Here is a 26836-nt window from a genome sequence, read left to right as displayed (position 1 = left end):
CCCGTCTTCGAAATCCCCTGGCACAATTGGAAGCCGCAGGAGCGGCTCGCCTTCAAGGACTACCGCTCCTTCTGCATCACCCGCCCGCGTGAGCCCTTCGAGAAGCACCACATCTTTCCGCAGCAGCCGGTCCTGGCCAGATGGTTCGACAGGAACCACATTGACATCCACGCCTACACCGTCCGTGTTCCCAAAAGCTTCCATACCTGGCTGCACAGTGGCGGCCCTGCAGGCGGGCAGTGGAATGAGGCCTGGCGACAATTCATGCGAAAGAAGGGCAGTCTCGCCACCACGGAAGACATCTGGCGGTTCGCGGGCGAGCTCATGATCCGATTTGGGGTCAACGGCCCATTCGTGTCCTACGATTGTGACTGAGCAGCGGGACTGGAAACCCATGGACTACTTCACCATCGAGGAAGACAAGACTTCGGGCTACACGGGCTACGTCGATGGCTCGTACAAGTGGGGGCTTCCGGGCGTCATCTGCCCTCTCTGCAAGGCCACATGGGGAGGTGGCGGGTACATGTACCCCTCCGTGGACCTGACTCCCGTGCTCGCTCTGGCCGACTTCGAGACAGCCCGAGCCGAGCCCATCGAAGAATATGAGCGGCTCCGGGAGATGGTCCGCCCCCTGATGCCACCGGGCGCCGTGCTGGGTCCGGGAACCGAGCTGGGTCCATTCGTGGGCTGGGGTCGGGGCCGGTTCGGCTCGTTCGTGACCCCCGTGCCCTGGATGCTGATGGTGCAGCGAGAGCCCCTCGAGAAGCTCCAGGCCGAGGGCCTACGCGGCCTCAAGGGCTGCCGCCCCGTCCTGCGTTTCCGCCAGCGCAGCGCGCCCGAGCTGCTCGAGTTGGAAATCCTCCCCGCGGGCGACCTGCACCCGGACTGCCTGCCTCCCAGTCCTCCTCCCTGTGCCCGCTGCGGCCGGGATGGCGTCTCGCTGCCCGACGAGCGCTTGCTCGACACCACCACCGTGCCAGAACACCTGGACCTGTTCCGGTTGGAGAACCACCCCGGTTTTATCGTCTGCACCGGGCGCTTCGTCGACGCCTGTCAACGTCTGGGATTGGATGGCATCACCTTCCAGGCGCTCCCTACACGTGCGTCGAGGAATCCTCCGAGGCGATGAGTCAGACCAGGACAGCCAGGCTCATCACCATCTGCGTAGCGCACTCGGCAAGCGTGAACCGCATGTCCTGGAACTTGCCGGGGGCCTGCCTACGTTCGCGGGTAGCATCGGCCAGATGAGCCCCCTGCCCTTCCCGAGGAGCCTCGCCCTCCTCTGCATGCTGCTGCTGAGCGCCTGTGCCGCCACGCGGTCCGCCGGGCCCGCGGAGGAGATTGAAGCGACGGACGCCGTGTACTCGTGGGAGGAGGCCCGCGCGGATCCGAGCTGCGTGGTGCCGCTGTGTGACGCGGAGCGCTGCGCGCTCTGGCGCTGTCAGGACGTGGTGGAGGCGCACGCACGCCCGGTGCTGCTGGCGCAGGCCGTGATTCCGGAGGCGGAGACGGTGCTCCGCCTTCCCGTGGAGGACAATCCCGGCCGCTGGTGGGGAAGGCCCCTGGCCGCGCCCTCGGGAACGGAGCCCGTCTTCGAAATCCCCTGGCACAATTGGAAGCCGCAGGAGCGGCTCGCCTTCAAGGACTACCGCTCCTTCTGCATCACCCGCCCGCGTGAGCCCTTCGAGAAGCACCACATCTTTCCGCAGCAGCCGGTCCTCGCCGATTGGTTCGCCATCAAGCGCATCGACATCCATGCCTACACCGTCCGTGTTCCCCGAAGCTTCCACGTCTGGCTGCACAGCGGCGGACCCGAAGGCGGACAATGGAATGAAGCGTGGCGACAGTTCATGACCAAGAACCGCAGACTCGCCACCACGGAGGACATCTGGCGGTTCGCGGGCGAGCTCATGCTCCGATTCGGAGTAAATGGCCCGTTCGTGTCCTACGATTGTGACTGAGCAGAGGGACTGGAAACCCACGCATGGACTACTTCACCATCGAGGAAGACAAGACTTCGGGCTACACGGGCTACGTCGATGGCTCGTACAAGTGGGGGCTCCCGGGCCTCACCTGCCCCCTTTGCAAGGCTACGTGGGGTGGCGGATACATGTACCCCTCCGTGGACCTGACTCCGGTGCTCGCCCTGGCAGACTTCGAGACAGCCCGAGCCGAACCCATTGAGGAGTACGAGCGGCTCCGTGAGATGGTCCGCCCCCTGATGCCACCGGGCGCCGTGCTGGGTCCGGGAACCGAGCTGGGTCCATTCGTGGGCTGGGGTCGGGGCCGGTTCGGCTCGTTCGTGACCCCCGTGCCCTGGATGCTGATGGTGCAGCGAGAGCCCCTCGAGAAGCTCCAGGCCGAGGGCCTGCGCGGCCTCAAGGGCTGCCGCCCCGTCCTGCGTTTCCGCCAGCGCAGCGCGCCCGAGCTGCTCGAGCTGGAAATCCTCCCCGCGGGCGACCTGCACCCGGACTGCCTGCCTCCCCGTCCTCCTCCCTGTGCCCGCTGCGGCCGGGATGGCGTCTCGCTGCCCGACGAGCGCTTGCTCGACACCACCACCGTGCCAGAGCACCTGGACCTGTTCCGGCTGGAGGAGCACCCCGGTTTTATCGTCTGCACCGAGCGCTTCGTCGACGCCTGTCAGCGTCTGGGATTGGACGGCATCGCCTTCCAGGCGCTCCCTACACGTGCGTCGAGGAATCCTCGGAGGCGATGAGCCCTTCCTCCTGCGCCAGCGAGCGCAGGTGCGTTTTGATTCGCTGGAACTGCTGGCGCAACGCCGCCGCCTTGCGCTTGAGCACCGCGTCCGTCAGGTCGTCCTCGCCCTCGGACATCACCCGCGCAACCTCCTCCCACGACAGGCGCTGATCCACCCGGAGCAGCAACAACATGCGCTCCTGTGGGTCCAAGCTCTCGCGCAGCGCGCGGAAGCGCTCCTTCACCGACGTGCGCTGCCAGGGACGCGTCTCCGAGCGCGGCTTGAAGGACTCGTCCGGCAGCTTCGACATGCTCACCGGCTGCTCCCGGCCCGACGGCGCGTGCATCACCTGGTAACACGCGTTGCGCGCCAGCCGGTATGCCCACGTGCGGAAGGAGCTCTCCCAACGGAAGCCCGCCAGGCCCCGCAGGAGATTCTCGCTGAAGAGGCTGAAGGCATCCCGGCTCCGCTCATAGTCATGCAGCACCGACGCCATCAGCCGCATGATTTCCTGCCCATACCCCTCCAACGCCCGCTCCACGGCCCCCGCCATGTTGCCCTGCTTGCACAAACCCTGGATTTCCCGCTCCAGCTTCTCGCGCTCGTCCAACTGCATGGTGGCTCTCCTCGTCCCCTCTCGTTCTCGTGTGTCCCCGCCCGCTCACGGCCCGTGTGCGTGCACCCCGGGCGGCGCGGGCGCCTCCAACACCCGCAGCGCCTGCCGCTCGTACTCCCCCGCTCCCTGCTCTCGCGCGATGCGCACCGACTCGAGCAGGCTCGCGCGCGCCCCCGCCTCGTCCCCCAACGACCGCCGCGCCTCGCCCTCAATCCGGTACAGCCCCGCCTCGAAGTAGTGCTCGCCCACCGACTCCACCCACTTCTTCGCCTCGACCACCGCGAGCAGCGCCTCGCGCGGCTGTCCCGACCGCAGGTGCACTTCGGCCAACAAACCGAGGTGCAGCGGCATGCCCGCGCGCAGTCCCACCATCCGCCACCGGCTCAGCCCCTCGCGCATCCGCGCCAGGCCCCGCTCGGGCGAGCCCAGCTCGGCCTGCGCCCAGCCACACAGCAGCCCGGACCACTCGACCCACAGCCGCAGCCAGTGCTCGCGCGCGAAGGCATGGCACTCCTCGGCCAGCGCGAGCGTGCCCCGCGCGTCGTGCCGCAGCTGGCAGGACAGGGCGGCGTAGAGCAGCACGTAGGCGCGCGTGTTGGGGTGGCCGATGCGGTTGGCCAGCTCCAGGGCCTCGTGGGCGTGGCGCAGCGCGAGGTCCTCCTGGCCGAGCACGGAGCGGATGACGGAGGCGTGGATGAGCGCCGTCGCCCGCGGGTGCACCCAGTGGCGCACGGCCATGGCGCGGTGCTGCTCCATGGACGCGGCGAAGTCCGAGCACGCCATGGCCCGCTCCACGTGCTCGAGCGCCTCGTGCATCCGCCCCCAGGTGAAGAAGTCGGTGGCCATCATCCGGTAGCCCAGGGCGAGCAACTCCTGGTCGTGCTGGCGCGAGCCCATGTCCACCAACTGCTCGGCCAGCTCGTGCGAGAGGAGGAACTCGGCGCGGGCGAAGTAGTAGGCGAAGGGCCCCCAGTAGGGCAGCTCCAGGCCCGCCAGCCCCTCGCCCACGGTGCGGAAGAGCTCGCGCGCCCGGGCGTACGTGCGCCTCACCTCGGGCGAGCGGTAGCCCTGCACCTGCGAGAGCGGAATGCCCAGGGCGAGCAGCAGCTGCAGCTCCTGCTGCATCCTCGGCGCGGACTCGGGCAGGGACTGCAACAGCTCGAGCCCCCGCCGCAGGTGGCTCACCGCCTCCAGGTTGGCCGAGTGCAGGCTGGCGCGCACCCCGGCCCGCATCCAGTGGCGGATGGCCGGCTCGTACGCGCCCGCCTCGGTGTAGTGGTGGGCGAGCAGCTCCGGCTGCGTCTCCACCACCTCGGGGAACTGCTCCTCCACCGCCTGGGCGATTCTCCGGTGGTGCTGGCGCCGGGTGCTGCGCAGCAGCGACTGGTAGGCCGCGTCCTGCAGCAGCGCGTGGCGGAACTGGTAGCCCGGCTTGCCCTCCTCCCCCTCGCGCTGGAGCACCCCGGTGGCCACCAGCTCCTCCAGGTCCTGATAGAGCGAGGAGGGCGTGCGCCGCGTCAGCGTGGCCAGCAGCGCATGGGAGAAGCCGCGCCCCACCACCGCGCACAGCTGGGCCAGCGCCTTGAGGCGCGCGGGCAGCGCGTCCAGGCGCGCCAGCAGCAGCTCGTGCAGGGTGACGGGGATGGAGGCCAGGGCCCCGCCCCCCACCACCATGCGCGTCATCTCCTCCACGAAGAGGGGGATGCCGTCCGTCTTCTCCACCAGCAGGCGCACCGTCTCCTCCGGCAGGCTCTGGTCCCCGGCCGCCTCCTGTACCAGCGTGGCGGTGAGCCGCGCCGGCAGCCGCTCCAACGCCACCCGGTGCAGCTGGCGCACGTCGGGCCACGCGTGCTGGAAGCTCGAGGGCCGGGCGCTCAGCAGCAGCAGCACGGGGGCGTCCTCCACCCGCGTCAGCACGTAGTCGAGCAGCTCCAGCGTGGACGGGTCCGCCCAGTGCAGGTCCTCCACCACGCCGAGCACCGGGCGCTCGTGCGCCATGCGCAGCAGCAGCGCCGTGAGGGCCTCGAGGGTGCGCTCCTTCTGCCGGTCCGAGGAGAGCTGGAGGAAGGGCAGGTTCTCCTTCACCGGCAGCGAGAGGAAGGCGGCGATGAGGGCCATGTGCTCCGGCTCCAGGCCGAACGTGCCCAGCTGCGACTCCAGCCGCGCGAGGTTGTCCCCCGGCTCGCCCTCCGGCTCCAGCCGGAAGAGGTGCTGCAGCATCTCGATGATGGGGTGGAAGGCGCTGTTGGCGAACTGGCTCCAGCACTGGCAGCGCAGGATGGTGCCGGCCGCGGGCTCCACCCGCTGGCGCACCTCCTGGACGAGGCGGGACTTGCCCAGGCCGGCCTCGGCGGAGAGCAGCACGAAGGCGCCCCGCCCCTCGCGGGCCGCCTCCCACAGCTCGAGCAACTGGCTCAACTCGTGCTCGCGGCCCACCAGCGCGGAGAGCGCGCCGGCGGCCAGCGCCCGGTCGAAGCGGATGGCGGCCTTGCGCGCGCGCGTCACGCGCCAGATGTCCACCCGCCGCGCGCCGGACAGGCCCTCGAAGGTGCGCGCGCCGAGCACCTCGGACTCGAAGGCGCGCCGCACCAGGGTGTGCGTGGAGTCGCTGAGCACCACCCGGCCGGGTTCGGCCTGCCGGGCCAGCCACGAGGCGATGCGCGGGGCCTCGCCCTGGATGCTGGGGGTGCGCCCCCGCAGCTCCGGGAGGATGTCGTCGAATACCACCAGCTCCGTGTGGAGGCCCACCTGGACCGCCAGCGAGCCCAGCGCCAGCGAGGGCAGGCGCAGGCGCAGCTCCCGCGGCAGGGCCTCGACGAGCTTCAGCCCCGCGCTGATGGCCTGCTCGGAGTCCTCCTCGTGGGCCACGGGATAGCCGAAGCAGGCCAGCACCTCGTCCCCGACACAGGTGGTGATGGAGCCACCGTGGCGCTGGAGGAGCTCCGAGCAGCTCTTCTGGAAGGCGGCCTCCAGCTCGCTGAAGTCCTCCGGGTCCAACCGCTGGGCGAGCCCCACCAGCCCCACCAGGTGGCAGGACACCAGCGTCACCGGCCGGCGCTGGGGCGCCACCGAGCGCGGCTCCTCGCGCCAGGGCCCCAGGCGCTCCTCCAGCCGGCGCAGCCGCTCGCGCAGCTCCGTGGCCGAGGGCAGGCGCTCGCGCGGCTCCTTCACCAGGGCCGAGGCCACGAGCGCCGCCAATTCCGCGGGCAGCTCCGGCCGGCGGGCGAGGACCGAGGGGGCGGGCTCGAGGGACACCACCTTGGCGCGCAGCTCCTCCAGCGTGGCGCTCGGGTAGGGCAGCTCGCCGGTGAGCATCTCGTAGAGCATGACGCCGCAGGACCAGAGGTCCGTGCGCTCGTCCTGCCTGCCGCCGCGCCACTGCTCCGGGGACATGTAGGGCGGCGTGCCGGCGGTGGGCAGGTACGGCACGGGCGAGCCGCTGGAGGACGTGAGCCACGCGAGCCCGAAGTCCAGCAGGCGCACCCCGCCTTCCTTGCTGATGAAGACATTGCTGGGCTTGAGGTCGCGGTGGACGATGTGACGGCCGTGCGCGTGCGCCAGCCCCGCGGCCACCGCGCTCATGATTTCCAACGTGCGCCGCACGCCCAGCCGCTTCTCGCGATGGAGCACCGCGCCGAGCGACTCGCCCTCCAGGCACTCCATGACGAGGAAGGGAATGCGCGGCTCCCAGGGGGCGCCCACCCACTCGGCGACGTCGAAGATGCGGACGATGTTCTCGTGGTCCAGCTGCGCGATGGCCCGCGCCTCCTGCCGCAGCAGACCAATGGGCCAGCGCTCGTCCAATCCCTCGCGAGGCAGGAGGAACTTGAGGGCCACCACGCGCTGCAGCTCCTCGTCGCGCGCGCGGAACACCCGCCCCATGGCCCCCCCGCCCAGCTCCGCGAGAATCTCGAACCGGCGGCCATCCGAGCCCCCCAGCCGCTCTCCGGTCGCCGGCTTGCGGAACGGAGCTGGACTCTGGGCCACCTCCCTCAGGAAGGAATCGCCGAAGTCCGAGTCGTCGGCACGTCTCGGCCGCGCCTCGGGCGGGCGCTCGTCGCCGCTGGTGTGACCGGTCTCGTCGTGCATTCCCTGCTCCCCGGTCGACGGGCCCTCACGCCGGAAGGCCTGGATGAATGAAGTTATGGGTCCCATGGTCACCGGGCAACGCAACGGGCCCCGGGGGCGGGAGCCATGTCCGGGGCAGGCAGCCCACCAGCCCGAGAGGACGAGCCTTCATCTGCCCAGGAAACACTGCACATGGACACCTCCGCGGGCGTGACGTTCGGACAGCGCCCCTTTGGGGAAGAGCGACGCCGCGGAGGTTGTGATGTCGGGGGGAGGAAGGCGTCTCCTTCATCGCCCACCGGGCATCCAGGCGATGGGCCGCCGTGCGGGCTACGGGTAGCGCCGCCGGTACTCCTCGAGCAGCGCGGCCAGGTAGCCCGCGGCCTCGGGCGTGCCCTCGGCGGGGGCCCACGCGGCGAAGGACTTGTCAGTGGCCGGGGCGAAGGGCCCGCTCTTCGTCTCGAAGAGGACCGTGTCCGGCGCGAGCGCGACGAGCCCGTGGAAGATGCCCGGCGCCAGGTCCACCCCGAACCGCTCGCCCCCGGCCTCCAATGACAGACAGTCCCGGATGCGCCCGTCCTCCTCGAAGGTGAAGAAGGCCAGCGCGCCGCGCAGCACCACCCAGGCCTCGGCCTTGGGCGGCTCCAGGTGCCGGTGGGGCCGCACGTAGCTGTCCGGCTGGATGACGTTGAGCATCCGGTGCAGCAGCTCGTCCTCGCGCTTGTGGAAGGGCAGGATGATGCGCCGCCGGGGACTCGTCCGGGACGCCTCGCACACGTCCTCGACGAGCGAGCGCGAGAGGACCACCAGCTCCCCGGCGGGAGCCTCCAGGGCACGACGCGAGGAAGAGCTCATGGCCCCAGCGGAGCACGGGGACGCGGGCGCGGCCAGCGCGCCGTGGCGCCCGCGTCACGGATGCGACGGCGCTTCCTCGTGCAGTCCCAGCTCCTGTGACTGCCGGCGCAGGCTGGCCTGGGCGCGCCGCTCGTAGGCGAACATCTCGTGCTCCCGGGCGTAGCGGATGGCCTCGAGCAACTCACCCCGCGCCTCCTCCTCGCGGCCGGCCTGCCGCAGCAGCTCGCCGCGCACCCGGTGCAGCTCGGGGAGGTACGAGCACTCGGTCGTCATCGGCGGCCACGTCAGGGCCTCGTCCACCGCGGCCAGCCCCTCCTGCGCCTGGCCCAGCCTCAGGTGGATGTGGGCCAGCATGCCCAGGTTGTGCGGCATGCCCGCCACCAGGCCCGAGCGCTGCCACTGCTCCATCACCTGGCGCATCTGCACCAGGCCCTCCTGCGCGCGCCCCAGCTCGGCCAGGGCCCAGGCCCGCAGCGCCGAGGGCCACAGGTACCACAAGAGGAAGCGGTGCTCGCGCGAGAGCGCGATGCACTGGTCCACCAGCCCCAGCGTCGTGCGCGCGTCCCACCGCAGCTGGGCGCCGACGGCGCAGTAGGTGAGCGCGAACGCCGTCGTGTGCGGATGGCCAATCCTCCCGGCCAGCTCCAGCGCCTCGCGGGTGAAGTGCTCGGCCCGCTCGTCCTGTCCCGTCACCGACAGCGGCAGGGTGCCGTAGGCCAGCGCGGCCGCGCGCGGATTCACCCACTGCCGCACCGCGAGCGCCCGGTGCTGCTCGAGATCGAAGTCCGAGCGCTCCAGCGCCAGCTCCACGTGCTGGAGCGCGGTGGTCATCTGTCCCCAGGTGAAGTAGTCCGTGGCCATCATCCGGTGGCCCATGGAGAGCAGCTCCGGAATCCGCTGGCGCTCGCCCAGGTCCACCAGCAGCTCGGCCACCGCCTGCGCGTCGCGCGACTTGCCGCGCGCGAAGCAGTAGGCGAAGGAGCCCCAGAAGCTCAGCTCCAGGCGGGGCAGCTCATCGCCCACCTGGCGGAAGAGCTGCTGCACGCGCGTGTACGTGGCCTCCACCTCGGGCGAGCGGTAGCCCTGCACCTGCACCAGGGGCAGACCCAGGGCGATGAGCAGTTGAAGCTCGTCCTGGGTGAGCGCCGGGGCGTCCGGGAGGCTGCGCAGCAGCTTGAGCGCCTGGGTGAGGTGGCTCACCGCCTCCTCGTTGGCCGAGCGCTGGCTGGCGAGCATGCCCGCCAGCCGCCGGTAGTGGATGGCCTGCTTGAGCTGGCCGGCCTCGGTGTAGTGGTGGGCCAGCAGCTCGGGCCGGGACGCGGCCACCCAGGGGAAGTGCTCCACCAGGGCCTGGGCGATGCGCTGGTGGTACTGCCGCCGCGCGCTGCGGGGCAGGGACTGGTAGGCCGCCTCCTGGATGAGGGCGTGGCGGAACTGGAAGCCGGGCTCGGCCTCCTCGTTGAGCGACTGGAGCAGCCCCGCGGACACCAGCCCCGCCAGGTCCCGCCGCAGCACCGTGCCGCCCAGGCCCGTGAGGATGGCGAGCAGCGCATGGGAGAAGCTGCGCCCCACCACCGCGCACAATTGCGCCAGCTGTTTCTGCCGGCGCGGCAGCGAGTCCAACCGGGCCAGCAGCAGCTCCTGGAGGGTGACGGGGATGGAGGCCGACGCCCCGCTCTCCAGCATCACCCGCGTCATCTCCTCCACGAAGAGGGGGATGCCGTCCGTGCGGGCCACCAGCTGCGTCACCACCTCCTCCGGCAGGTCCTGCCCGCGCGCCACTTCCTTCACCAGCTGCTCGGTGAAGGAGGCCGGCAACCGCTCCAGCGCGATGGACTGGCAGGTGGGCCGCTGCGTCCACGGCGGGCGGAACTCGGGGCGGGCACTGAGCACGAAGAGCAGGCTCGTGCGCTCCACGATGGTGAGCAGGTACGTCAGCATCTGCAGCGTGGAGGGGTCCGCCCAGTGCAGATCCTCCACCACCACCATCACCGGGCGCTCCGCCGAGTTGTGCACCAGCAGCGTGGCCAGCGCCGCCAGCGTCTCCTCCTTCTGCCGCTGCGGGGTGAGGCGCAGGTGCGGGGAGTCCTCGGCCACCGGCAGCGACATGAGCGAGGCCAGCAGCCGCACCTGCAGCGGCGTCAGGCCCTGCTTCTCCAGGTTGCGCTCCATCGCCTGCAGGTTCTCCTGGGGCGAGCGGTCCGGGCTCACCCACAGCCGATGCAGCATCTCGATGAGCGGGTGCAGGGCGCTGGTGCTGTACTGGTTCCAGCACTGCAGCCGGAAGACCATGGGCTTGTCTGGCTGCACGCGCTCGCCCAGCTCCTGGATGAGGCGGGACTTGCCGATGCCCGCCTCGCCGCTGAGCAGCACGTAGCAGCCCTGCCCCTCGCGGGCCCGCGCCCACGCGTCGAGCAACAGCTCCAGCTCGTGCTCGCGGCCCACCAGCGGGCTGAGCTTGCCGTGCTCGGTGAGCGTGCGCTCGAAGCGGATGACGGCCGGGCGCGAGCGCAGCACACGGTGCACCTCGAAGGAGCGCCGCCCGTCGTAGGCGCGGGTGCCGAGCGGCTCGGTGTCGAAGGCGCGCCGCACCAGGTTGTAGGTGCTGGGGCCGAGCGCCACCTCGTCGGGGCCGGCCTGCCGCGCCAGCCAGGTGGCGATGCGCGGGGCCTCGCCTTGAATGGTGGGGGTGTGCCCGCGCAGCTCCGGGAGGATGTCGTCGAGCACCACCATGTCCGTGTCGATGCCCACCCGCACCGCGAGCTCCGGCAGCGGCCCCGGCGGCAGGCGTCCCCGGAAGGCCTCGCGCACGGCCTTGGGCAAATCCAGCCCCGCGAGCACCGCGCACTCCGAGTCCCCCTCCTTCGCCACCGGGTAGCCGAAGCACGCCAGCACCTCGTCGCCCATGCACAGGGTGATGAAGCCGCCGTGGCGCTGGATGGCCTCGGAGACCGCGCGGTGGAAGGCCGCCTCCAGCTCGCCGAAGTCCTCCGGATCCAGCTCATCCGCCAGCGGGGTGAGGCCCTCCACCCGGCAGTACACCAGCGTCACCTGCCGCCGCTGCGGGGCCACCGAGCGCTGGGCACCCCGGCCGGGGCGCAGGTGCTCCTCCAGCTCGCGCAGCTCCTCGCGCAGCTCCTCGGCCGACAGCAGCCGCTGCTCCGGGTCCTTCGACAGCGCCACGGCGAGCAGCGACTCCAGCTCCCAGGGCAGCTCCGGGTGGCGCTCGCGCGGCGAGGGCACCGGCTCCGGGGAGAGCACCCGCGAGCGCAGCTCCTCCAGCAGCAGGTGGGGATAGGGCAGCTCCCCGGTGAGCAGCTCGTAGAGCATGACGCCCGCGGCCCAGACGTCGGTGCGCTCGTCCACCTTGCCCCCGCGCCACTGCTCCGGGGCCATGTACGGGGGCGTCCCGGCGGTGGGCAGGTGCGGCACGGACGCGCCGCTGGGGGGCGTCAGCCACGCCAGCCCGAAGTCCAACAGCTTCACCGTGCCCTGCCGGGTGATGAAGACGTTGTTGGGCTTGAGGTCGCGGTGGACGATGCGGTGCTCGTGCGCGTGGGCCAGCCCCGCGGCCACGTCGCGCATGATTTCCAGCGTGCGGCGCAGCGGCAGCAACGGCTCGCGCCGGAGCACGTCCGAGAGCGACTCGCCGGCCAGACATTCCATGACGAGGAAGGGGACGGTGGGCTCGCCCGGCCCGCCGCTCCATTCCGAGACGTCGAAGATGCGGACGATGTTCTCGTGGTCCAGCCGCGCGATGGCGCGGGCCTCGCGCAGGCCCATGCCGGCGAGCTCCTCGCGCGGGAAGAGGAACTTGAGGGCCACCACCCGCTGCAGCTCGTTGTCCTGGGCGCGGAAGACCTGGCCCATGGCGCCCTCGCCCAGCCCCTCGATGATTTCGAAGCGGCGCCCGTCCGTGCCGCCCAACCGCTCCCCGGGAAGCAGCCGGCGGAACGGAATGCGCACGTCCGTGCCCGCCACGTCCGCCAGGAAGGAATCGCCGAAATCGGACTCGAGCCCGAGGAGGGAGTCCTCCCCCAGCTCCGCGTCGAAACCAGGCTCGGCGTCGAAGCCGGGCTCCGCCTCGTCCGGATGGGGCTCCCCGGGCCCCTGGCCCTCATCCTCGCCGGTTCGTCCCATGGTGCAATCCCCGCCCCCCCTCAGCAAAGTTAGGAGTGCCCCAGGGGGCGGGCAACGAAACCCTCCCAAGGGGAGGGTCAGCGTCCGCTTTCCCGCGTCATTCCCGCCCGGCTGGCTGCTCACGCCCAGAGCCCCCCCGCGGACAGCAACGGAGCGAGCGGGCCCTTCCAAATGGATGTGGCCATCCGGTGCAACGCGCATCAAATCACACACATCACACCTGTGAGACGCGGACTCCACCGGTGTCGAGAGGCGGGGAACCGGAAGCCTCCTCCTGCGAGAGGCCTGGACCGCGCTCGACTTCCTCTTTGAGCGAAAGGAACAGGTCAACTCATGAGCACCATTCTTCTTGTCGATGACGAGCCCGAGCTCCTCGACCTCTACACGGAAGTGTTGGAGCTGATGGACCATCGGGTGCTGCGTGCACATGATGGAAGGGAGGCGCTGGAGATCGCCCACACGCGGCGGCCGGACCTCGTCGTGACGGACTGGCAGATGCCGCGCATGAATGGCGTGGAGCTGTGCCAGCGCCTGGAGCAGGACGAGGAGTTGCACGACGTGCCCATCATCATGCACAGCGCCGCGACGGACCCGCATGCCCCGGGCGTGAAGGCCTTTCTCTCGAAGTGCGCGGAGCTCGCCGAGTTTGAAGAGATCGTCAACCAGGCGCTCATCGATTCGGGAGTCCTCCCCCAGGGACCGCCTCGGGGCCCGTACCTGAGCGAGCTCTCGCAAGCGTCGCGGGAAGCCGCCTGGGAAGCCGACTGCGGGTGCCTCCAGGCCCCCTGAGGCCGTCCATCCGAGCGAACGAGCGGGCCGGGAGACAATCTCTCCCGGCCCGCGTGCTTTTCGGCTCCAGCCTCCTCCATCCGTGCGGGGAGGCGCCATGCCATACACCAACGCGGAAGACAGCCAGCACTTCACCGCCGTCATCGGCCCGCACGTGCCCCTGTTGACGGGGCTCGCACGCAAGTTGTGCCGCAACGGCGGCGTGGAGCCCGAGGACCTGGTGCAGGACACCCTGGAGCGCGCGCTGATGCACTTCCCGCTCTTGCGCGAGTGGAGCGAGTGCACGTGCCGCGCGTGGTTGTGTACCACGCTCCAGCGGCGCTTCCTGGACCACTGCCGCCGCCAGCGCACGGAGAACAACGAGGCCCCCCACCTGGAGCTGTTGCGCGCGCCGGTGCTGGTGCGCGAGCCGCGCGCGTGGCACGCCTGGGAGCGCATCTCCGAGGAGGACCTGTGCGAGGCCGTCTCCCGGCTGCGGCCTCCGCTGCGCGCCGCCTTCGAGCTGCACCGCGAGGGCCTTCGCTACAAGGCCATCGCCAAGCGGCTCGGCACCACACCGGGGACGGTGGGCTTCTGGCTGCACCAGGCCCGGCGCGAGCTCGAGACCTGGCTGCGTCCCCTGGCCCTCGCACGCGAGGAGGAGCTCGCGGCGTGAAGCCAGACATAAATCCAGACGAAAATGCCCCGCACAATGATTTTTCCGCGGCGCGTCATGAGAACGGCACACAGTGTCAATGAATGAACCCAAACGACAAAGACAAACGCCCATGAATCCGAGCACGCATCACCTGCCCCAGGTTACCCAGACCCCGACTCCCTCCCGCCCCGCCGGGGGCCGCCCGCTGCCGCGCGCACGCCTCGTGGACTCGCTGGCGCCGGGCAGCGCGCTGCGGACCTACTGGCTCGAGCGCCTCCCGGAGACGGCCAGCCGCTACCAGTTGCGCGGCGTGACGGGCGTCATCTTCATGCTCTTCGGTTTCATGAAGGCCCTCGCGATGCCCACGCTGGTGGGCGCGCCGGGGCTGCACGTGGCCTCGGGCGCGGAGGGCTTCGCGCGGTTGCTCTCGGGGCTCGGCGTGCCCTTCCCCCTGTTCAACGCGTGGTTCGTCATCGTGCTGGAGGTGGTGGCCGGACTGGGGCTCATCCTCGGGGCGTGGACGCCGGCGACGCGGCTCATCACCCGGCTGTGCGCGCTGCCCCTGGCGGGCGACATGATGGTGGCACTGCTGGTGGGCATCCGCCAGGTGACGGGCAACCCGGTGGTGATGGATGGCTTCCCGGTGATGAACCAGTTCTGGAGGCTGCCGCTGGAGCTGGGGCTGGGGCTGAGCATGGCCTACCTGCTGTGGAGGCCCGCGCCGCGGCGGGTGGTGACGCGCCCCGTGCCCGTGCCCGTCCCCGTGGAGGAGTGACGCCGGGCAGGCGAGCGGACGCGACCGCGCCGGGTGGCGAGTCGAAGACATCCAGGGCGAGCAGGCGTAGCTGAAGCACGCGCGAGCGCCCTGGCATGTCCGCTTCCGGGCTGCGTCTCCGTTCAACCGCGAAACTCCGGGAAGGAGCTACAGGCCCACCTTCCCTCCCACCAGGCAGGGAACCAAGGTCCTCAAGCCGATCCACGCGGCGTGCGTAGTTTCACCCCCGCCTCACACAACGCAGCAGCACAGGAGGGGTCCCATGACACCGACTCTCACCACCAGCGCCTACGTTCTGCACAACCTCGGGCTCGCCGCGGGCTTCGGCGGCTCGCTCTTCGGCCGCGTGGCCCTCAACCCGTCGGCGCGCCTCATCAATGACAAGCAGGACCGCGCGAAGATCGTCAACGCCGCCTGGAATGGCTACAACATCATCAACGCCATCGGCCTGGGCTCCACCGCCCTGACCTGGTTCTTCGGCCGCTCGAAGATCAGCGGCCGCTCCATCTCGGCGAGCGCGCGCAAGCTCGTCATCGTGAAGGACTTCCTGATGGGCGCCACGCTCGTCAGCGGGCTGGTGAACCTCATCGGCGGTGGCTTCCTGGCCAGGCGCGCGCTCGGCGAGGGCATCCCGATGGAGTCCGGTAGCAAGGCCGCGGACGAGGCTCCGGCCGACGTGAAGAGCACCACCAAGCTCGTCAACTGGCTGGGTGTCTTCAACCTCGCCTGCATGGCCGGCATCATCGGCGTGTCCACGTGGCTGGACAACGCCGCCCAGAGCAGCTCCAAGTGGAAGCTCATCTCCAACGTGCTGCCGTAAGCACCCGCGCAACACGCATCGCATCCACGGCCTCCGCGCGCCCCTGGCGAGCGGGGGCCGTTTGTTTGTTTTCGGGCGCCCTCCGCGCAACCCCGTCCCCGGAACAGGCCCGTCCGCCCGGCCGCCCTTCGGCGCACGGGGCCGTCGTCCACCCGACATGCGCCCGGCTCGCCGGTGGCCCGGAGGATGCACACCCTCGTGCGCACGGGAGGGGATGAATGGGTGGACGGGCACGAATACGGCGCTGGGTGTATGCGTGGGCAATCCTCATGGCCGGATGCGGACCCGCCGTGGCCGAGTGGGAAGACAACTTCCCGCCTCCGCCCGAGGCCCCCGCGCCCGAGCAGGTGAGCCGCGCCGAGGAGCCGCTGCCCGGCGGAGGGCTCGCGGTGGCGCCGCTCCACGAGGAGGACACGCCCCGGCCCCTGCCTCCCCTCTTCCAACCGGGCTTCCACCAGGCGCTGCGCTGGTCCTACAGCACGGGCAACGCGACGTTCCGCCTGCGCGTGCCGGTGGGCCGGGCGGGACAGCGGGTGCGGCTCGCCTTCCGCTCGGGAGATGGCTCGCTCGTGCTGCGCAAGGCCACGGTGGCCCGCGCGGGCCCGGACGCCTCGCTCGCCTCCGAGCCGGTGACGGTGACGTTCTCCGGCACGCCGGGCTTCTCCGTGGGCGCGAGGACGCGCGTGGTGTCCGATCCCGTCTCCTTCCCGGTGGGCTTCGGCGACGAGCTCGCCGTGTCCTTCGAGGTGCAGGGCGCGCTGGCGGTGAGCGCCATTGAAGCCCTGCCGGGCAGCCAGGTGCGCTCGGGCTCGTACACGGGCGTCACGGGCTCGCTCGGGGGAACGGCCTGGGCTCGCGCGGTGGGGCTGGCCACGGTGGACGTCGAGGGCCCGCCCGCCCGCGCCTTCGTCGCCCTGGGCGACAGCATCACCGAGGGCTACATCACCGACCACGACGACACGCGCGTGGCCTGGCCCTCCGTGGCGCAGGCGCAGCTGGGCGTCCCCATCGTCAACGCTGGCGTCTCGGGCCAGGGCTTCTACGATGAGCTGCTCAACCTGGACCAGGAGGTGCTCTCGCTCCACGGCGTCACCGACTGCCTCGTGCTGCTGGGCACCAATGACCTGAGCGCGCTGGATCTGAATGGATTGCAGTCGCGGATGAACGTGCTGCTCTCGAGGCTCGAGCCCCTGTGCCGCACGTGGGTGGGAACGCTGCTGCCCAAGGAGAAGACGAACCACGGCGACTACGAGGTGGTGAAGCGCGACCGGCTGGCCTTCAACGCGTGGATTCGCGCCACCTTCCCCGACGTCATCGACTTCGAGGCGGTGACGCGCCAGCCGGACAACGTGCACCTCTTCCTCGACGGGCTGGAGGTGGACGGCATCCACCCGAGCGCCGAGGGCCACCGCGTCATGGCCGCCGAGGTGGTGCGCGTGCTGCGCGAAGCGGGCGTGCAACCCGAGGACGGCGTGAAGCTGCCCGCGGGAACCCAGCCCTGACGGCTGTGAGCCGATGCCCTCTTAATCAGCCGCCCTCTTCCGGAGGGAGGAAGCATCGCCCTAGCCACAGAAGGTGGCCGGAGCGCGGTGGCCCCTCTTCGATGACCCCTCGCTGCTGCCCCCGCTCGACGTGCGCTCGCTGCTGCGCCACGCCACGCGCGCCACGCGCTACACGCCGTCGCCCTCGAAGCGCACGCCTGCGGCCTTCGCCTCGGCCACGAGCTTCTCTACCTTCTCGAGGTAGGCCTCCATGTCCGCCTTGCGCTCCAGGCCTCCCGAGGACATGTAGCGCACGGTGCCGAAGATTTCGCGCTCGCCCCAGGGCCGGTCGTGCAGGCCGAATAGCCAGCCCATATTGGCGTAGGAGTTCGCGTCGCGCCCGTCGAGGAAGTATTTGTTGTTGAGCTCGAGCGCCGTGCGGTGCGCGTGCTCGGGGGTGCTGCTCCACTCCAGTATCTTCTTTCCCCAATACATGCGCATGGCGTTGTGCATGTAGCCCGTGTAGCGCATCTCGCGCATGCAGGCGTTCCAGTACGGGTCATGCGTGCGCGCCCGCTCGAGCTGCGCCTTCGTGTACTGGTGGTGCCGCTCGTCGCTCCGGTGCTTGTCGAGCGTCTTCCGGGCCCACTCGGGCAGGCATTCGAAGGAGTCGTAGTGGGGCGAGTACTCGGCGAAGTTCTGCGCCAGCTCGCGCCGGACGATGAGCTCCTCGAGGAAGCTCTCGCGCTGGTTGTCGGCCACCTTCGCCGAACGCGCCGCGAGCGCCACCTCCACCGGGCTCACCTGTCCGAAGTGGAGGTACTTGCTCATGTGCGAGACGTGCGTCGTCTCCGGGTGGGGCCGGCTCTCCTCGTACTCGGGGAGGTGCTCGGAGAGGAATTCGCGCAGCAGCCGCTTCGCCTCGCTCGTGCCACCCTTGAAGCGGTGGCTCACCGCGGGCACCGAGCGGTCCAGGTCCAGCTTCGCCAGCACCCGGTCGATGTCTTCCAGGTCGAGCCCCTTCACGCCGAGCCCCAGCGAGTCTGTCTTCAGCGGCGTGGGCGCGAGCTCCACCAGGTACGCGCTCCAGAGGCGGTGAATCTTGGGACGGAGGGTGCGCGCGGCGTACTCGGCCTTGCCCGAGGCGGCCTCCACGGGCACCACCACGTCGCCCTCGACTTGAACCACGGGGCACGGGGCCCTGGCGGCCACGTCCTGGCGCCACTGCTTCTGGTGCCGCAGGTAGCCCCGGTCACACACCACGAGCGCCGCATGCCGCGCGAGCTTCAGGGCGACCTCGCCAGGGTTGCCGCGCTGGACCACGAGGGGAATCTTCCGGCGCGCGAGCAGGCGCTGCGTGTCCTGGAGTCCCTCGAGCATGAAGCGGTAGTGGCGGACATTGGCCTCGGGGTAGCCGTCCATGAGCCCGAAGCCCACGAGCAGCGGCAGCTTCGCCTCATTGGCGCGTTGGATGGCGTACTCGAGCGCGGGGTTGAACTCGGCGCGCTGGCTCTGCTGCATCCAGTAGAGGAGGTAGTCGCCGCCCTTGGGCTCGTGGGTGTTGAGCCGTTTGATGCGGCCCTCTTCGATGGTCCGGCTGCTCGCCATGGCTCCCCTTTTACGAGGGCGCCTGATGAACGGCCAGGAACTGGAAGCTCCACACCTACCGGCAGATGTTGAAGAAGTACGGCGGAGCGGTGCCGTATCTCCTGGAGGCCTCATGAGTGACCAGCAGTTCTTCTGTGAGTACTGCGGCTATTACTCCGACAATCAGGAGCGCTGCAGTCACTGTGGGCGAGACATCGCCGAGCTGTTCACCCAACCCGTCTGGTTCAGAGTTCCGGAACAGGGCCGACTCACCATCCGACTCTCCTCGCCAGATCATACCGAGCACATCTGGCGGGAACTGGCCGAGTTGTGGGACAGGCTGGAGCGGGAAACCAGCCTCGGGCTCTATCCGGGCCAGATGAAGAAGTTCCCCCCCACCGGGGACACGCTCGAACTCTATGGCTCCGAGCTGGAGATCCGCCCCGTGCAGGAGTTACTGAAGGGGCGCGGCACCGTCGAGTTCCAGAAACTCCCCTGCGAGCAAATTCCTCACCGGCCCAAGTACCAGCTCCCCCGCCCCCCCACCGTTCCCCGGAACAAGCGCTGATACCCACGAATCGTTTACCGGCGTAAGGATCGGGGCTCGCGCGTGTTCCGGGAGCTGGCCGCGACCGGCAGGTAGCACTTGCCCCGGTATTCGGCCTGTTTGTCGTGACAAGGCGGGCGCTTCTCGAGTGCTATCCAGCAGCCGCCGTTGATTTCCACCTCGCCCTCGTTGGGTACACAGGGCGCCTTCGCCTGGTTGGAGAACGGCTTCTGGGGCAGGGGATAGGCGATGGGTCCCGGATCCACCGCGGCCTCGTTGGCCAGCACGGACGCGGAGCTCTCGGCGGCCTCGTGCACGAGCTTTTCATTTCCCACGTCTGGAATGTCCCCCGCCCGCTCCGCCACGTGGAAGCGGAAGAACAGGTGCACGGACACCCCGCACACCACCAAGACGACGTAGCCAATCACGGCGAGGCGAAACCGTCTGTCCCTGCGTATGGCCTCCAGGAATCCCATGGGCCGACTCGTGAGGTGGGCGCGCGCCTCGTCCTCGTCCTGGTACACCAGCCCGGCGATCGCCGAGCCGAGCAGTTCGAGCATCCCGCGCAACTGGTACAGCCGGCCGGATTCCGGTGCTTGCTCCACCTCCAGCGAGAAATAGGGAGGAAAGGCCTGGGCGCGCAGCCGCACCCGCCACTCCTCCAGGGGCTCCACGGGAGCGCGCTCGCCCGGTATCACCACCAGGGCCGGGTTCTCCGTGAGGACATGGCGAGCCTCGTAGACGCGGCCCACCTCGGGGATGCCCGGCACCAGCCTCCGGTGCGTGTACCGCTTGACGAGCTTGAACGGCCCCAGCCACCCCTTGAAGAAACCCGTGTCCGCCATGAGCAGCCTCCGCGTCCACCCCTTCTACACCGGGCCGGCGGAAGCCATGGCCTCCCACATGCCTGGTCAGGGACCGGGGGCCTCGGCGCAGCGGGGGCGGGATGCACGCGGCCCACATCCCGAGCCACTGGCCGCCTGTCTCCCCTCGTGAAAGTCCCGCCACCGTCTTCGTGTTGACGTGTCCGAGTTCGCCTCCGGACTGCCGCGAGGTCCTGGGAGATCCATGCGAGTGAAGCGCGGTATTCAGGGCGGGCCGCCCTCTTCTCCCGGGAACGTCCCCCGCGTGTCTCTCCCCCGCCCCCTTTCCCTCTCCATCGCCCTCTCCGTCGTGATGCCCGCGCTGGTCACGCTGCTCCTCCGACTCCTGGCGGGCGAGGCCACGTGGGTGCACGAACCATCGCCCTCGCGGTGGCCTCGGTGATGCTCTGGCGGCACCGCTACCGCGTCCAGGGGGCGCATCTCCAATGGGTGCTCCTGGCGCTGGTATGCATGGGGATGCAGGACCTTACCCACGCGTGGATCCGCGTCAGCCCCGGCTTCTTCTGGTCCCGTGCCCTGCCCTCCCTCCTCGGGGGCCTGCTCATCGCCCTCGTCTGGCTGCCCGAGCGGTGGACCCGGGGCCGCGCCGCGCGGCACCTTCCGCTCGCCGTCGGCCTGCTCACCCTGCCCCTGTGCGTGCTCTTCGTCCTCCTGCCCTGGGCGTGGCCCCGCGCCTTCTCCGAGGACGGCGGCTATCTGCCGTGGGCCCGGCTCATCAACATGGTGGGCGGCCTGGGCTTCCTCGCCTCGGCGGCCTTCTTCCTGAGGCGCTACCGGCGGGAGGAGAGCGCCGAGGACCTCGCCTTCGCCAACCTCGGCCTCCTCTTTGGCGTCGCGGGCCTGCTCTTCGGGCTGAGCCACCTGTGGGGGTCCATCTGGTGGTTCTTCCATGTGGTCCGCCTGCTCGCCTACCTCGTCTTGCTCCGCCACGTCGTTCAGGAGTACCGCGGCTTGCAGGCGGCCGAGGAGCCGGTGCACGGCCGCTGGGACGCGCAGCGCTTGGACCAGGTACTGGTGAACCTCCTCACCAACGCGGCGAAGTACGGGGCGGGCCGTCCCGTGCACGTGCGGGTGGAGGAGACGGAAGCCTTCGCGCGGCTCACCGTGCGGGACGAGGGAATTGGCATCGCGCCCGAGGCCCTGCCACGCCTCTTCGGCCGCTTCGAGCGCGCGGTGAGCGACCGGCAGTACGGGGGCCTTGGACTGGGCCTCTACATCTCGCGCCAGTTGGTGGAGGCCATGGGCGGCCGCGTGCGCGTGGACAGCCGCCTGGGCGAGGGCGCCACCTTCACCGTCGAGCTGCCGCTGCAACCCGCCCCGGCCGAGGAGCACCTGACGCCCCTGAGCGCGGACTGAAGCACACCGTCAGAGCACCTTCACCGCCTTCACCACGCTCTCGCCGAAGCCGCCGGGCTGGACGATGTCGAAGCCCAGCTTGCGGCTCACGTGCTGCATCGCCCCGTTGCCCATGAGGATGTCCGCGACAATCCGCCGCAGCCCCCAGTCGCGCCCCACCTGCACCAGGCGTCCGAGCAGCTCCGAGCCCAGGCCCTGGCGCTGCACGGGGTCGCTGATGAGCATGGCGAACTCGGCGTCCCCGGTGCCCGGCAGCCGCGTCAGCCGGCCCACCGCGAGCAGCTCGCCGCGGTTCACGCCCTCGGCCCGCTCCACCACCAGTGCCAGCTCGCGCGCGTAGTCGTTGAAGCAGATGCGCGCCAGCCGCTCGTGCGCCACGCGCTGGTCCAGCTTCATCATCCCCGCGTAACGCAGGAACACCGTCTGCTCCGAGAGTGTCTTGTGGAACTCCACCATGCGCGGCTCGTCCTCGGGGCGGATGGGCCGGACGATGACGGCCTGCCCGTCCTTCAGCTTGCACCGCCCCACGTACTTCACCGGGTAGGGCAGGATGGCGAGCCGGGGCAGCTGCTCCTCCGTCACCTCGGGGCCGTGCAGCACCACGCGCGCATCCAGCGCCACCAGCCGCTCCGCCGAAGCCAGCAACGGGTTGATGTCCACCTCCTTGATGAAGCGCTGCTCCACCACGAGCTGGCTGAAGCGCACCAGCAGCTTCTCCAGCTCGCCCAGCGCCACCGGCTTGCGCCCGCGCACGCCCCGCAGCGCCTCGTGGATGCGCGTCTGCTCCATCATCCGCCGCGCCAGCGTGGTGTTCAGCGGCGGCAGGGCGAGCGCCCGGTCCTTGAACACCTCCACCAGCGTGCCGCCCGCGCCGAACAGCAGCACCGGCCCGAATTGCGCGTCCAGGCCGCTGCCCACGATGAGCTCGTAGCCGTCCAGCCGCACCATGGGCTGCACCGTCACCCCGTCGAACGCGTCCGCCTGGCCCCGCTCGTCCAGCTCGCGGCGGATGCCGTCGAAGGCCTCGCGCACCTCCGCCGCCGAGCCCAGGTTCAACCGCACCCCGCCCACGTCCGACTTGTGCGTGATGCGCTGCGAGTTCAGCTTGAGCACCACCGGGTAGCCCAGCGACCCGGCCTCGCGCACCGCCTCGTCCCCGGTGGCCGCGCGCCGCGTCTCCACCGTGGCAATGCCATACGCCGCGAGCAGCTTCTTGGACTCGTACTCGGAGAGCAGCAGGCGGCCCGCCGCGCGCGCCTCGCGGATGAGCGCCTCGGCCTCCTCGCGCCGCTCGGCCTCCTCCGTGAGCACCGGCGTCTCGTACAGGCCCGCCAGGTTGTAGCTGTAGCGCCACATGTAATTGAAGATGCGCGCCGCCGTGTCCGGATAGCCGAACGTCGGAATGCCCGCGTCGTTGAGGATGCGCTCACCCGCCGCCACCTCCGAGCCTCCCATCCAGCTCGCGATCACGGGCTTGCCAATCCTCGCGTAGGGCTTGAGCCGCTCCGCCGTCTGCGTGGGCTCGGTCATGTCCTGGGGTGTGAGGATGACGAGCAGGCCATCGCTGTTCTCGTCCGCGGCCGCCACGCCCAGGGCCTTGGCGTAGCGCTCGGGGTCCGCATCGCCGAGGACATCCACCGGGTTGCCGTGGCTCCACGCCGGGGGCAGGAAGGAATCGAGCTCCGCCACCGTCGAGTCCGACAGCCTGGCCAGCTCGCCGCCGCCCATGACCAGCGCGTCGGTGGCGAGCACGCCGGGGCCTCCCGCGTTGGTGACGAGGGTGAGCCGCCGGCCGTCGGGGCGCGGCTGCTTCGCGAGCACCTCGGCCATGTAGAAGAGGTCCGCGATGGAGTCCACGCGCAGCACGCCGGTGCGCCGGAAGGCGGCGCTGAGCACCTCGTCGCTGCCCGTGAGCGTGCCCGTGTGCGAGGCCGCCGCGGCCGCCGCCTGCGCCGTGCGTCCCGCCTTGATGACGATGATGGGCTTGTGCAGCGCCACCTCGCGCGCCGCCGACAGGAAGGCCCGCGCGTCCCCGATGGACTCCATGTAGAGCAGGATGCTGCGCGTGCGCGGGTCGTCCCCGAGGTAGTCGATGACGTCGCCCCACCCCACGTCCAGCATGGAGCCCATGGACACGAAGGCGCTGAAGCCCACCGCCTCGCGCAGGCTCCAGTCGAGGATGGCGGTGAGCAGCGCGCCGCTCTGGCTGACGAAGGCCACGTTGCCCGGCCGCGCCATGTCTCCGGCGAAGGTGGCGTTGAGGCCCGTGGTCGGCCTCATGACGCCCAGGCAGTTGGGGCCGATGATGCGGATGCCCGCCTCGCGCGCGATTCGAAGCACCTCCTGCTCCAGCTTCACGCCCTCGGGGCCAATCTCCTTGAAGCCCGCGGAGATGATGATGACGCCCTTCACCCCCACCTTCGCGCACTCGCGCATGACTCCCGGCACCGTGGTGGAGGGCGTCACGATGACGGCGAGGTCCACCGGCTCGGGCAGCGACTCGAGCGACGGCCAGGCGTGGATGCCGAGCACGTTCGAGCGCTTGGGATTGATGGGGTAGACGGTGCCGCCGAACGGGTTGCGGATGAGGTTCCGGAGGACGGTGCGCCCCACGCTCCCGGCCCGCTCGCTCGCGCCCACCACCGCCACGCCGCGCGGATTGAAGAGGGCATCGAGCGGATGGCGTCCCCGCTGGTGCAGCAGGTCGTACGAAGGGTCATTGGGCGGCGTACGGGTCGGCTGGGCCATGGACGCGTTTTCTCCGCCCGGCGCCACGCGTGAATCAACCGCGGCGGGGCGTTGCATGAGCGGCAATGGGGAGAAGTAGACTTCGCGCACCATGGCTCGCCGCAAACAGGCCACTGAGGCCACCGTCCGCGTCCGCAACCTGATTGCACTCGATGCCGCCAACATCATGCGGCGGCTCGAGGCGCGCCGGGGCGAGATGTTCGCCCTCTTCTCCCGGCTGCGCAGCCGCGAGCCCATGCTCAGCACCATCTCCACCCGCTACAGCACGGCCACCTTCCAGGAGCTGGTGCACCTGCCCGTGCACGAGCAGTCCGTGGTGGACCAGTTCTACGAGTGCCTGGACGCGCTGCGCTGGTACTTCACCTATACCGAGGACATGCCCAGCACCGCGCAGCAGACCTTCAACACGATGCACCGCCGGCTGGAGGAGACGCACCGCCAGCTCGTCGCCACGCTCGGGCACCCCGTGTCACCGGATGGCACCACCGTGGTGGAGGGCGAGGTGCTGCGCCGCGCGGATGCCCCGCCCGAGGCCGCGCTCGTCCCGGCCGCTTCCCCGCGCAAGCGCCAGGCACGCGACTGACCCTACCCGACGCGCCATTGCGTGGAGCCCGGCGTATGGGTCAGGCTAGGGGCCCCCCCTTTCCGAAGCAGCGCCCCTCCCCGCATGCACGTACACCATTCAAGAGGGCTCCTCGCGGGCGCCCTGCTGTGCGCCTCGGCGGCCATGGCCGAGCCCGCCGCGCCCGTGGCCCAGGGTGTCTCGGCCGGCGTCTCCAGCTTCCAGCAGCTCGGCCTGTGGCGGAACTCCGAGCCCGCCATGACGCTCGACGCCGCGTACCTGCGGGCGCTCGGCACCGAGCGCTTCCTCGGCCACCTGTTCGTCGGAGGCGGGCTGCGCTACGCCCTGCCCTCCCGCAATACGACCTTCCCGCTCGAGCTCTACGCCCGGGGCGAGCTGCGCACGCGCGTGGGCGTCTGGGAGCCCGCCGGAGGCCTGGAGCTGGGCTTCAGCCGCGTCGCGCTGCCCCGCCAGGCCGTCCGCATCCCCATGGGCGTCGAGCTGTACGAGCAGAACGACGCGCTGGTCTCCGGCCCCCTGTACTTCGCCTTCCACGCCGCGCCCCTGCGCTTCCACCTCGGCCGCTTCGTGCTCGGCGGCCCCGAGGTGCAATGGGGCCCCGTTGGCCCGCCCTTCCGCACCGCCCAGCGGTTCAACCTCGGACTGGCTCGCGTGGAGGTGCAGCTGTGAGCGCGCCCTTCCGCTCGTCCCTCTTCCTGCTCGCCGCGGGCCTCGGCCTCGGCGGCACCGCGTGCGCTCCGACCGAGCTGCTGGAAGGCGCCGACCTCCCCCGCCTCCAGGCGGTGACCGACGAGGTCCAGCCCGAGCGCGTCTGGAATGATCTGCTCACGCTCGCGCGGAAGCACGGCGCGGACCAGTCCATCGACTGCGAGCCGCTCGCGCCCGTGGAGACGCGCGAGAAGTGGCCCGAGCTGTGCCACCTCTCCAACTCGCTGTCGGGCAACTGGGTGCGCTCGCAGCTGGTGGGCGTGGACGGGCTGCGCGTCACCGATGACGTGTCGCTCGGCGAGAACGGCATGCGCACGAGCAACATCGTCGCGGAGCTGCCGGGCACCACGAAGCCCGACGAGGTCATCCTCGTGGGCGCCCACTTCGATGCCTTCTGGCAGGGCGCGGATGACAACAGCAGTGGCGTGGTGGCCCTGCTGGAGCTGGCGCGCGTGCTCTCGCGCCACCGCTTCGAGCGCACCATCCGCTTCGTCGGCTTCGACATGGAGGAGTACGGCATCTCCGGCAGCCACCGGTACGTGAAGGAGGGCAAGAGCACCCAGGTCGTCACCGCGCTCGTCTTCGACAGCATCGGCTACTACTCGGACGCCGAGGGCTCGCAGCAGTCCATGCCCGGCCTGCCCTCGCCCAGCCAGGGCGACTTCCTGGCCATCATCGGCAACGACGACTCCAGCCACGAGGCCGCGCAGGCCTACTCGCTCAGCGACTCGCTGAAGCTCATGCACACGGTGCCGCTCATCTCGCCGGCCAATGGCACCGCCACCATGGGCTTCGCCCTGACGCTCAGCGACCACCTGCCCTTCTGGTTCAACCACCAGAAGGCCGTCTTCCTCACCGACACCGCCCCGTTCCGCAACCCGAACTACCACACGGAGACCGACACGCCGGACACGTTGGATCCGGTGCGGCTGGGCCAGGCCGTCCGCGTGGCCGCCGCCGCCATCTCCTACTGGGCAGGGGGACCGACACCGTGAAGCGCTCTTCGAAGACATTCCTCGCGCTGGGACTCGGGCTCGTGGCCCTCCCCACCCTCGCCCGGGCCGAGGAGCCCGTGGCCACCGGCCACCGCTTCTCGCTCTACACCACGGCGGGCGCGCAGGCGTACCTCTCCGACACCCGGACGATCGGCGGCGTCGGCGGAGGGCTCGGCGTGCGCGACACCCTGGACGACCGCTTCATCCTCCAGGCGGACGTCAGCTTCCTGTCGCTGCTGGGGAACGCGGCCTCGGTGCGCGTGGGCGCGGGCGTGCAGCGCCGGGGCACGTGGGCCCCCGCGGCCCTGGTCACCGTGACGAGCCTGTTCGGCGAGCACCTCAGCTTCCTCACGCCCGAGCACCGCGAGCCCGTCCCCGGTCCCGCCGTGTCCCTGGGCGTCACGCTCGCGCCGGTGCGCTTCGACCTGCGAGAGGTGCAGATCTCCGTGCTCCAGCTCGGCATCGGCGCGGGGTCGGACTTCCCCGGGCTGGGCCTCCACTACTCGGTCGGCCTGCTCGAGGCCGGCGTCTCGTTCTGAGCGGGAATTC

The 26836-nt window shown here is 70.4% G+C and carries 21 protein-coding genes and 1 pseudogene; 15 read left to right on the top strand and 7 right to left on the bottom strand.

Annotated elements, in window-relative coordinates:
* The 4 genes from ACJ8AN_RS06750 to ACJ8AN_RS06735 all read left to right on the top strand — a co-directional run.
* Positions 1–375, top strand: a 375-nt coding sequence (locus ACJ8AN_RS06750; protein ID WP_407754413.1) for a TIGR02269 family lipoprotein, incomplete at its 5' end; no start/stop codon positions are given.
* Positions 376–394: 19 nt separating this feature from the next.
* Positions 395–1129, top strand: a complete 735-nt coding sequence (locus ACJ8AN_RS06745) for a double-CXXCG motif protein (protein ID WP_407754412.1) — start codon at positions 395–397, stop codon at positions 1127–1129.
* A gap of 115 nt (positions 1130–1244) precedes the next feature.
* Positions 1245–1961, top strand: a complete 717-nt coding sequence (locus tag ACJ8AN_RS06740; RefSeq protein WP_407754411.1) for a TIGR02269 family lipoprotein — start codon at positions 1245–1247, stop codon at positions 1959–1961.
* A gap of 23 nt (positions 1962–1984) precedes the next feature.
* Complete coding sequence (locus ACJ8AN_RS06735; RefSeq protein WP_407754410.1) at positions 1985–2716, top strand: double-CXXCG motif protein; 732 nt, start codon at positions 1985–1987, stop codon at positions 2714–2716.
* On the opposite strand, the gene ACJ8AN_RS06730 is transcribed toward ACJ8AN_RS06735, so the two are convergent.
* The 4 genes from ACJ8AN_RS06730 to ACJ8AN_RS06715 form a co-directional block, all read right to left on the bottom strand.
* Positions 2682–3314, bottom strand: coding sequence for an RNA polymerase sigma factor (locus ACJ8AN_RS06730; RefSeq protein ID WP_407754409.1), 633 nt, complete (start codon positions 3312–3314; stop codon positions 2682–2684). The two genes, ACJ8AN_RS06735 and ACJ8AN_RS06730, sit on opposite strands and share 35 nt — an antisense overlap.
* Before the next feature lie 45 nt (positions 3315–3359).
* Positions 3360–7403, bottom strand: a complete 4044-nt coding sequence (locus tag ACJ8AN_RS06725) for a protein kinase domain-containing protein (protein ID WP_407754408.1) — start codon at positions 7401–7403, stop codon at positions 3360–3362.
* 309 nt (positions 7404–7712) lie between these two features.
* The gene (locus ACJ8AN_RS06720) at positions 7713–8237 is read right to left on the bottom strand and encodes a WbuC family cupin fold metalloprotein (protein ID WP_407754407.1); all 525 of its coding nucleotides are present in this window, start codon (positions 8235–8237) and stop codon (positions 7713–7715) included.
* Positions 8238–8291: 54 nt separating this feature from the next.
* A complete protein-coding gene (locus ACJ8AN_RS06715) occupies positions 8292–12377 on the bottom strand; it encodes a protein kinase domain-containing protein (protein ID WP_407754406.1) in 4086 nt (1361 codons plus the stop codon).
* A 333-nt stretch (positions 12378–12710) separates the two neighbouring features.
* Between ACJ8AN_RS06715 and ACJ8AN_RS06710 the strand changes: the two genes are divergently transcribed.
* The 5 genes from ACJ8AN_RS06710 (at position 12711) to ACJ8AN_RS06690 (ending at position 16900) form a co-directional block, all read left to right on the top strand.
* Positions 12711–13166 carry a response regulator gene (locus ACJ8AN_RS06710; protein WP_407754405.1) on the top strand — a complete coding sequence of 152 codons (456 nt, stop codon included), beginning with the start codon at positions 12711–12713 and terminating at the stop codon, positions 13164–13166.
* A gap of 97 nt (positions 13167–13263) precedes the next feature.
* Positions 13264–13821 carry an RNA polymerase sigma factor gene (locus ACJ8AN_RS06705; protein ID WP_407754404.1) on the top strand — a complete coding sequence of 186 codons (558 nt, stop codon included), beginning with the start codon at positions 13264–13266 and terminating at the stop codon, positions 13819–13821.
* A gap of 112 nt (positions 13822–13933) precedes the next feature.
* Positions 13934–14578, top strand: a complete 645-nt coding sequence (locus tag ACJ8AN_RS06700) for a DoxX family protein (protein ID WP_407754403.1) — start codon at positions 13934–13936, stop codon at positions 14576–14578.
* A gap of 262 nt (positions 14579–14840) precedes the next feature.
* Positions 14841–15398, top strand: a complete 558-nt coding sequence (locus tag ACJ8AN_RS06695; protein ID WP_407754402.1) for a hypothetical protein — start codon at positions 14841–14843, stop codon at positions 15396–15398.
* Between the two features lie 290 nt (positions 15399–15688).
* On the top strand, positions 15689–16900 hold the full coding sequence (locus ACJ8AN_RS06690; protein ID WP_407754401.1) for an SGNH/GDSL hydrolase family protein: 1212 nt from the start codon (positions 15689–15691) through the stop codon (positions 16898–16900).
* A gap of 168 nt (positions 16901–17068) precedes the next feature.
* Here ACJ8AN_RS06690 and ACJ8AN_RS06685 read toward each other — a convergent pair whose 3' ends face one another.
* Positions 17069–18487, bottom strand: a complete 1419-nt coding sequence (locus ACJ8AN_RS06685; RefSeq protein WP_407754400.1) for a deoxyribodipyrimidine photo-lyase — start codon at positions 18485–18487, stop codon at positions 17069–17071.
* A gap of 112 nt (positions 18488–18599) precedes the next feature.
* Here ACJ8AN_RS06685 and ACJ8AN_RS06680 point away from each other — a divergent pair, with 112 nt between their 5' ends.
* Complete coding sequence (locus ACJ8AN_RS06680) at positions 18600–19034, top strand: hypothetical protein (RefSeq protein WP_407754399.1); 435 nt, start codon at positions 18600–18602, stop codon at positions 19032–19034.
* A 14-nt stretch (positions 19035–19048) separates the two neighbouring features.
* On the opposite strand, the gene ACJ8AN_RS06675 is transcribed toward ACJ8AN_RS06680, so the two are convergent.
* Positions 19049–19858, bottom strand: a complete 810-nt coding sequence (locus ACJ8AN_RS06675) for a hypothetical protein (protein ID WP_407754398.1) — start codon at positions 19856–19858, stop codon at positions 19049–19051.
* 1008 nt (positions 19859–20866) lie between these two features.
* Between ACJ8AN_RS06675 and ACJ8AN_RS06670 the strand changes: the two are divergent.
* Positions 20867–21253: pseudogene (locus tag ACJ8AN_RS06670) on the top strand (sensor histidine kinase); the annotation flags it as partial.
* Positions 21254–21262: 9 nt separating this feature from the next.
* Here the strand turns inward: ACJ8AN_RS06670 and ACJ8AN_RS06665 are convergent.
* Positions 21263–24001, bottom strand: coding sequence for a bifunctional acetate--CoA ligase family protein/GNAT family N-acetyltransferase (locus ACJ8AN_RS06665; protein WP_407754397.1), 2739 nt, complete (start codon positions 23999–24001; stop codon positions 21263–21265).
* A gap of 91 nt (positions 24002–24092) precedes the next feature.
* On the opposite strand from ACJ8AN_RS06665, the gene ACJ8AN_RS06660 reads away from it, so the two are divergent.
* From ACJ8AN_RS06660 to ACJ8AN_RS06645, 4 genes are all read left to right on the top strand, one after another.
* Positions 24093–24584: a hypothetical protein gene (locus tag ACJ8AN_RS06660; protein WP_407754396.1), complete on the top strand. Its 492-nt coding sequence runs from the start codon at positions 24093–24095 to the stop codon at positions 24582–24584.
* Between the two features lie 84 nt (positions 24585–24668).
* Positions 24669–25253 carry a hypothetical protein gene (locus ACJ8AN_RS06655; protein ID WP_407754395.1) on the top strand — a complete coding sequence of 195 codons (585 nt, stop codon included), beginning with the start codon at positions 24669–24671 and terminating at the stop codon, positions 25251–25253.
* Positions 25250–26287, top strand: coding sequence for a M28 family peptidase (locus ACJ8AN_RS06650; protein ID WP_407754394.1), 1038 nt, complete (start codon positions 25250–25252; stop codon positions 26285–26287). The genes ACJ8AN_RS06655 and ACJ8AN_RS06650 overlap by 4 nt, the downstream gene beginning before the upstream one ends.
* Entirely contained in the window at positions 26284–26826 is a 543-nt protein-coding gene (locus ACJ8AN_RS06645; protein WP_407754393.1) for a hypothetical protein, read from the top strand. Before ACJ8AN_RS06650 ends, ACJ8AN_RS06645 begins: the two co-directional genes overlap by 4 nt.
* Positions 26827–26836 lie beyond the last annotated feature (10 nt).

The sequence above is a fragment of the Archangium sp. genome (assembly GCF_045802675.1).
Classification (GTDB): Bacteria; Myxococcota; Myxococcia; order Myxococcales; family Myxococcaceae; genus Archangium.
This window is presented reverse-complemented; position numbering and strand designations above follow the sequence as displayed.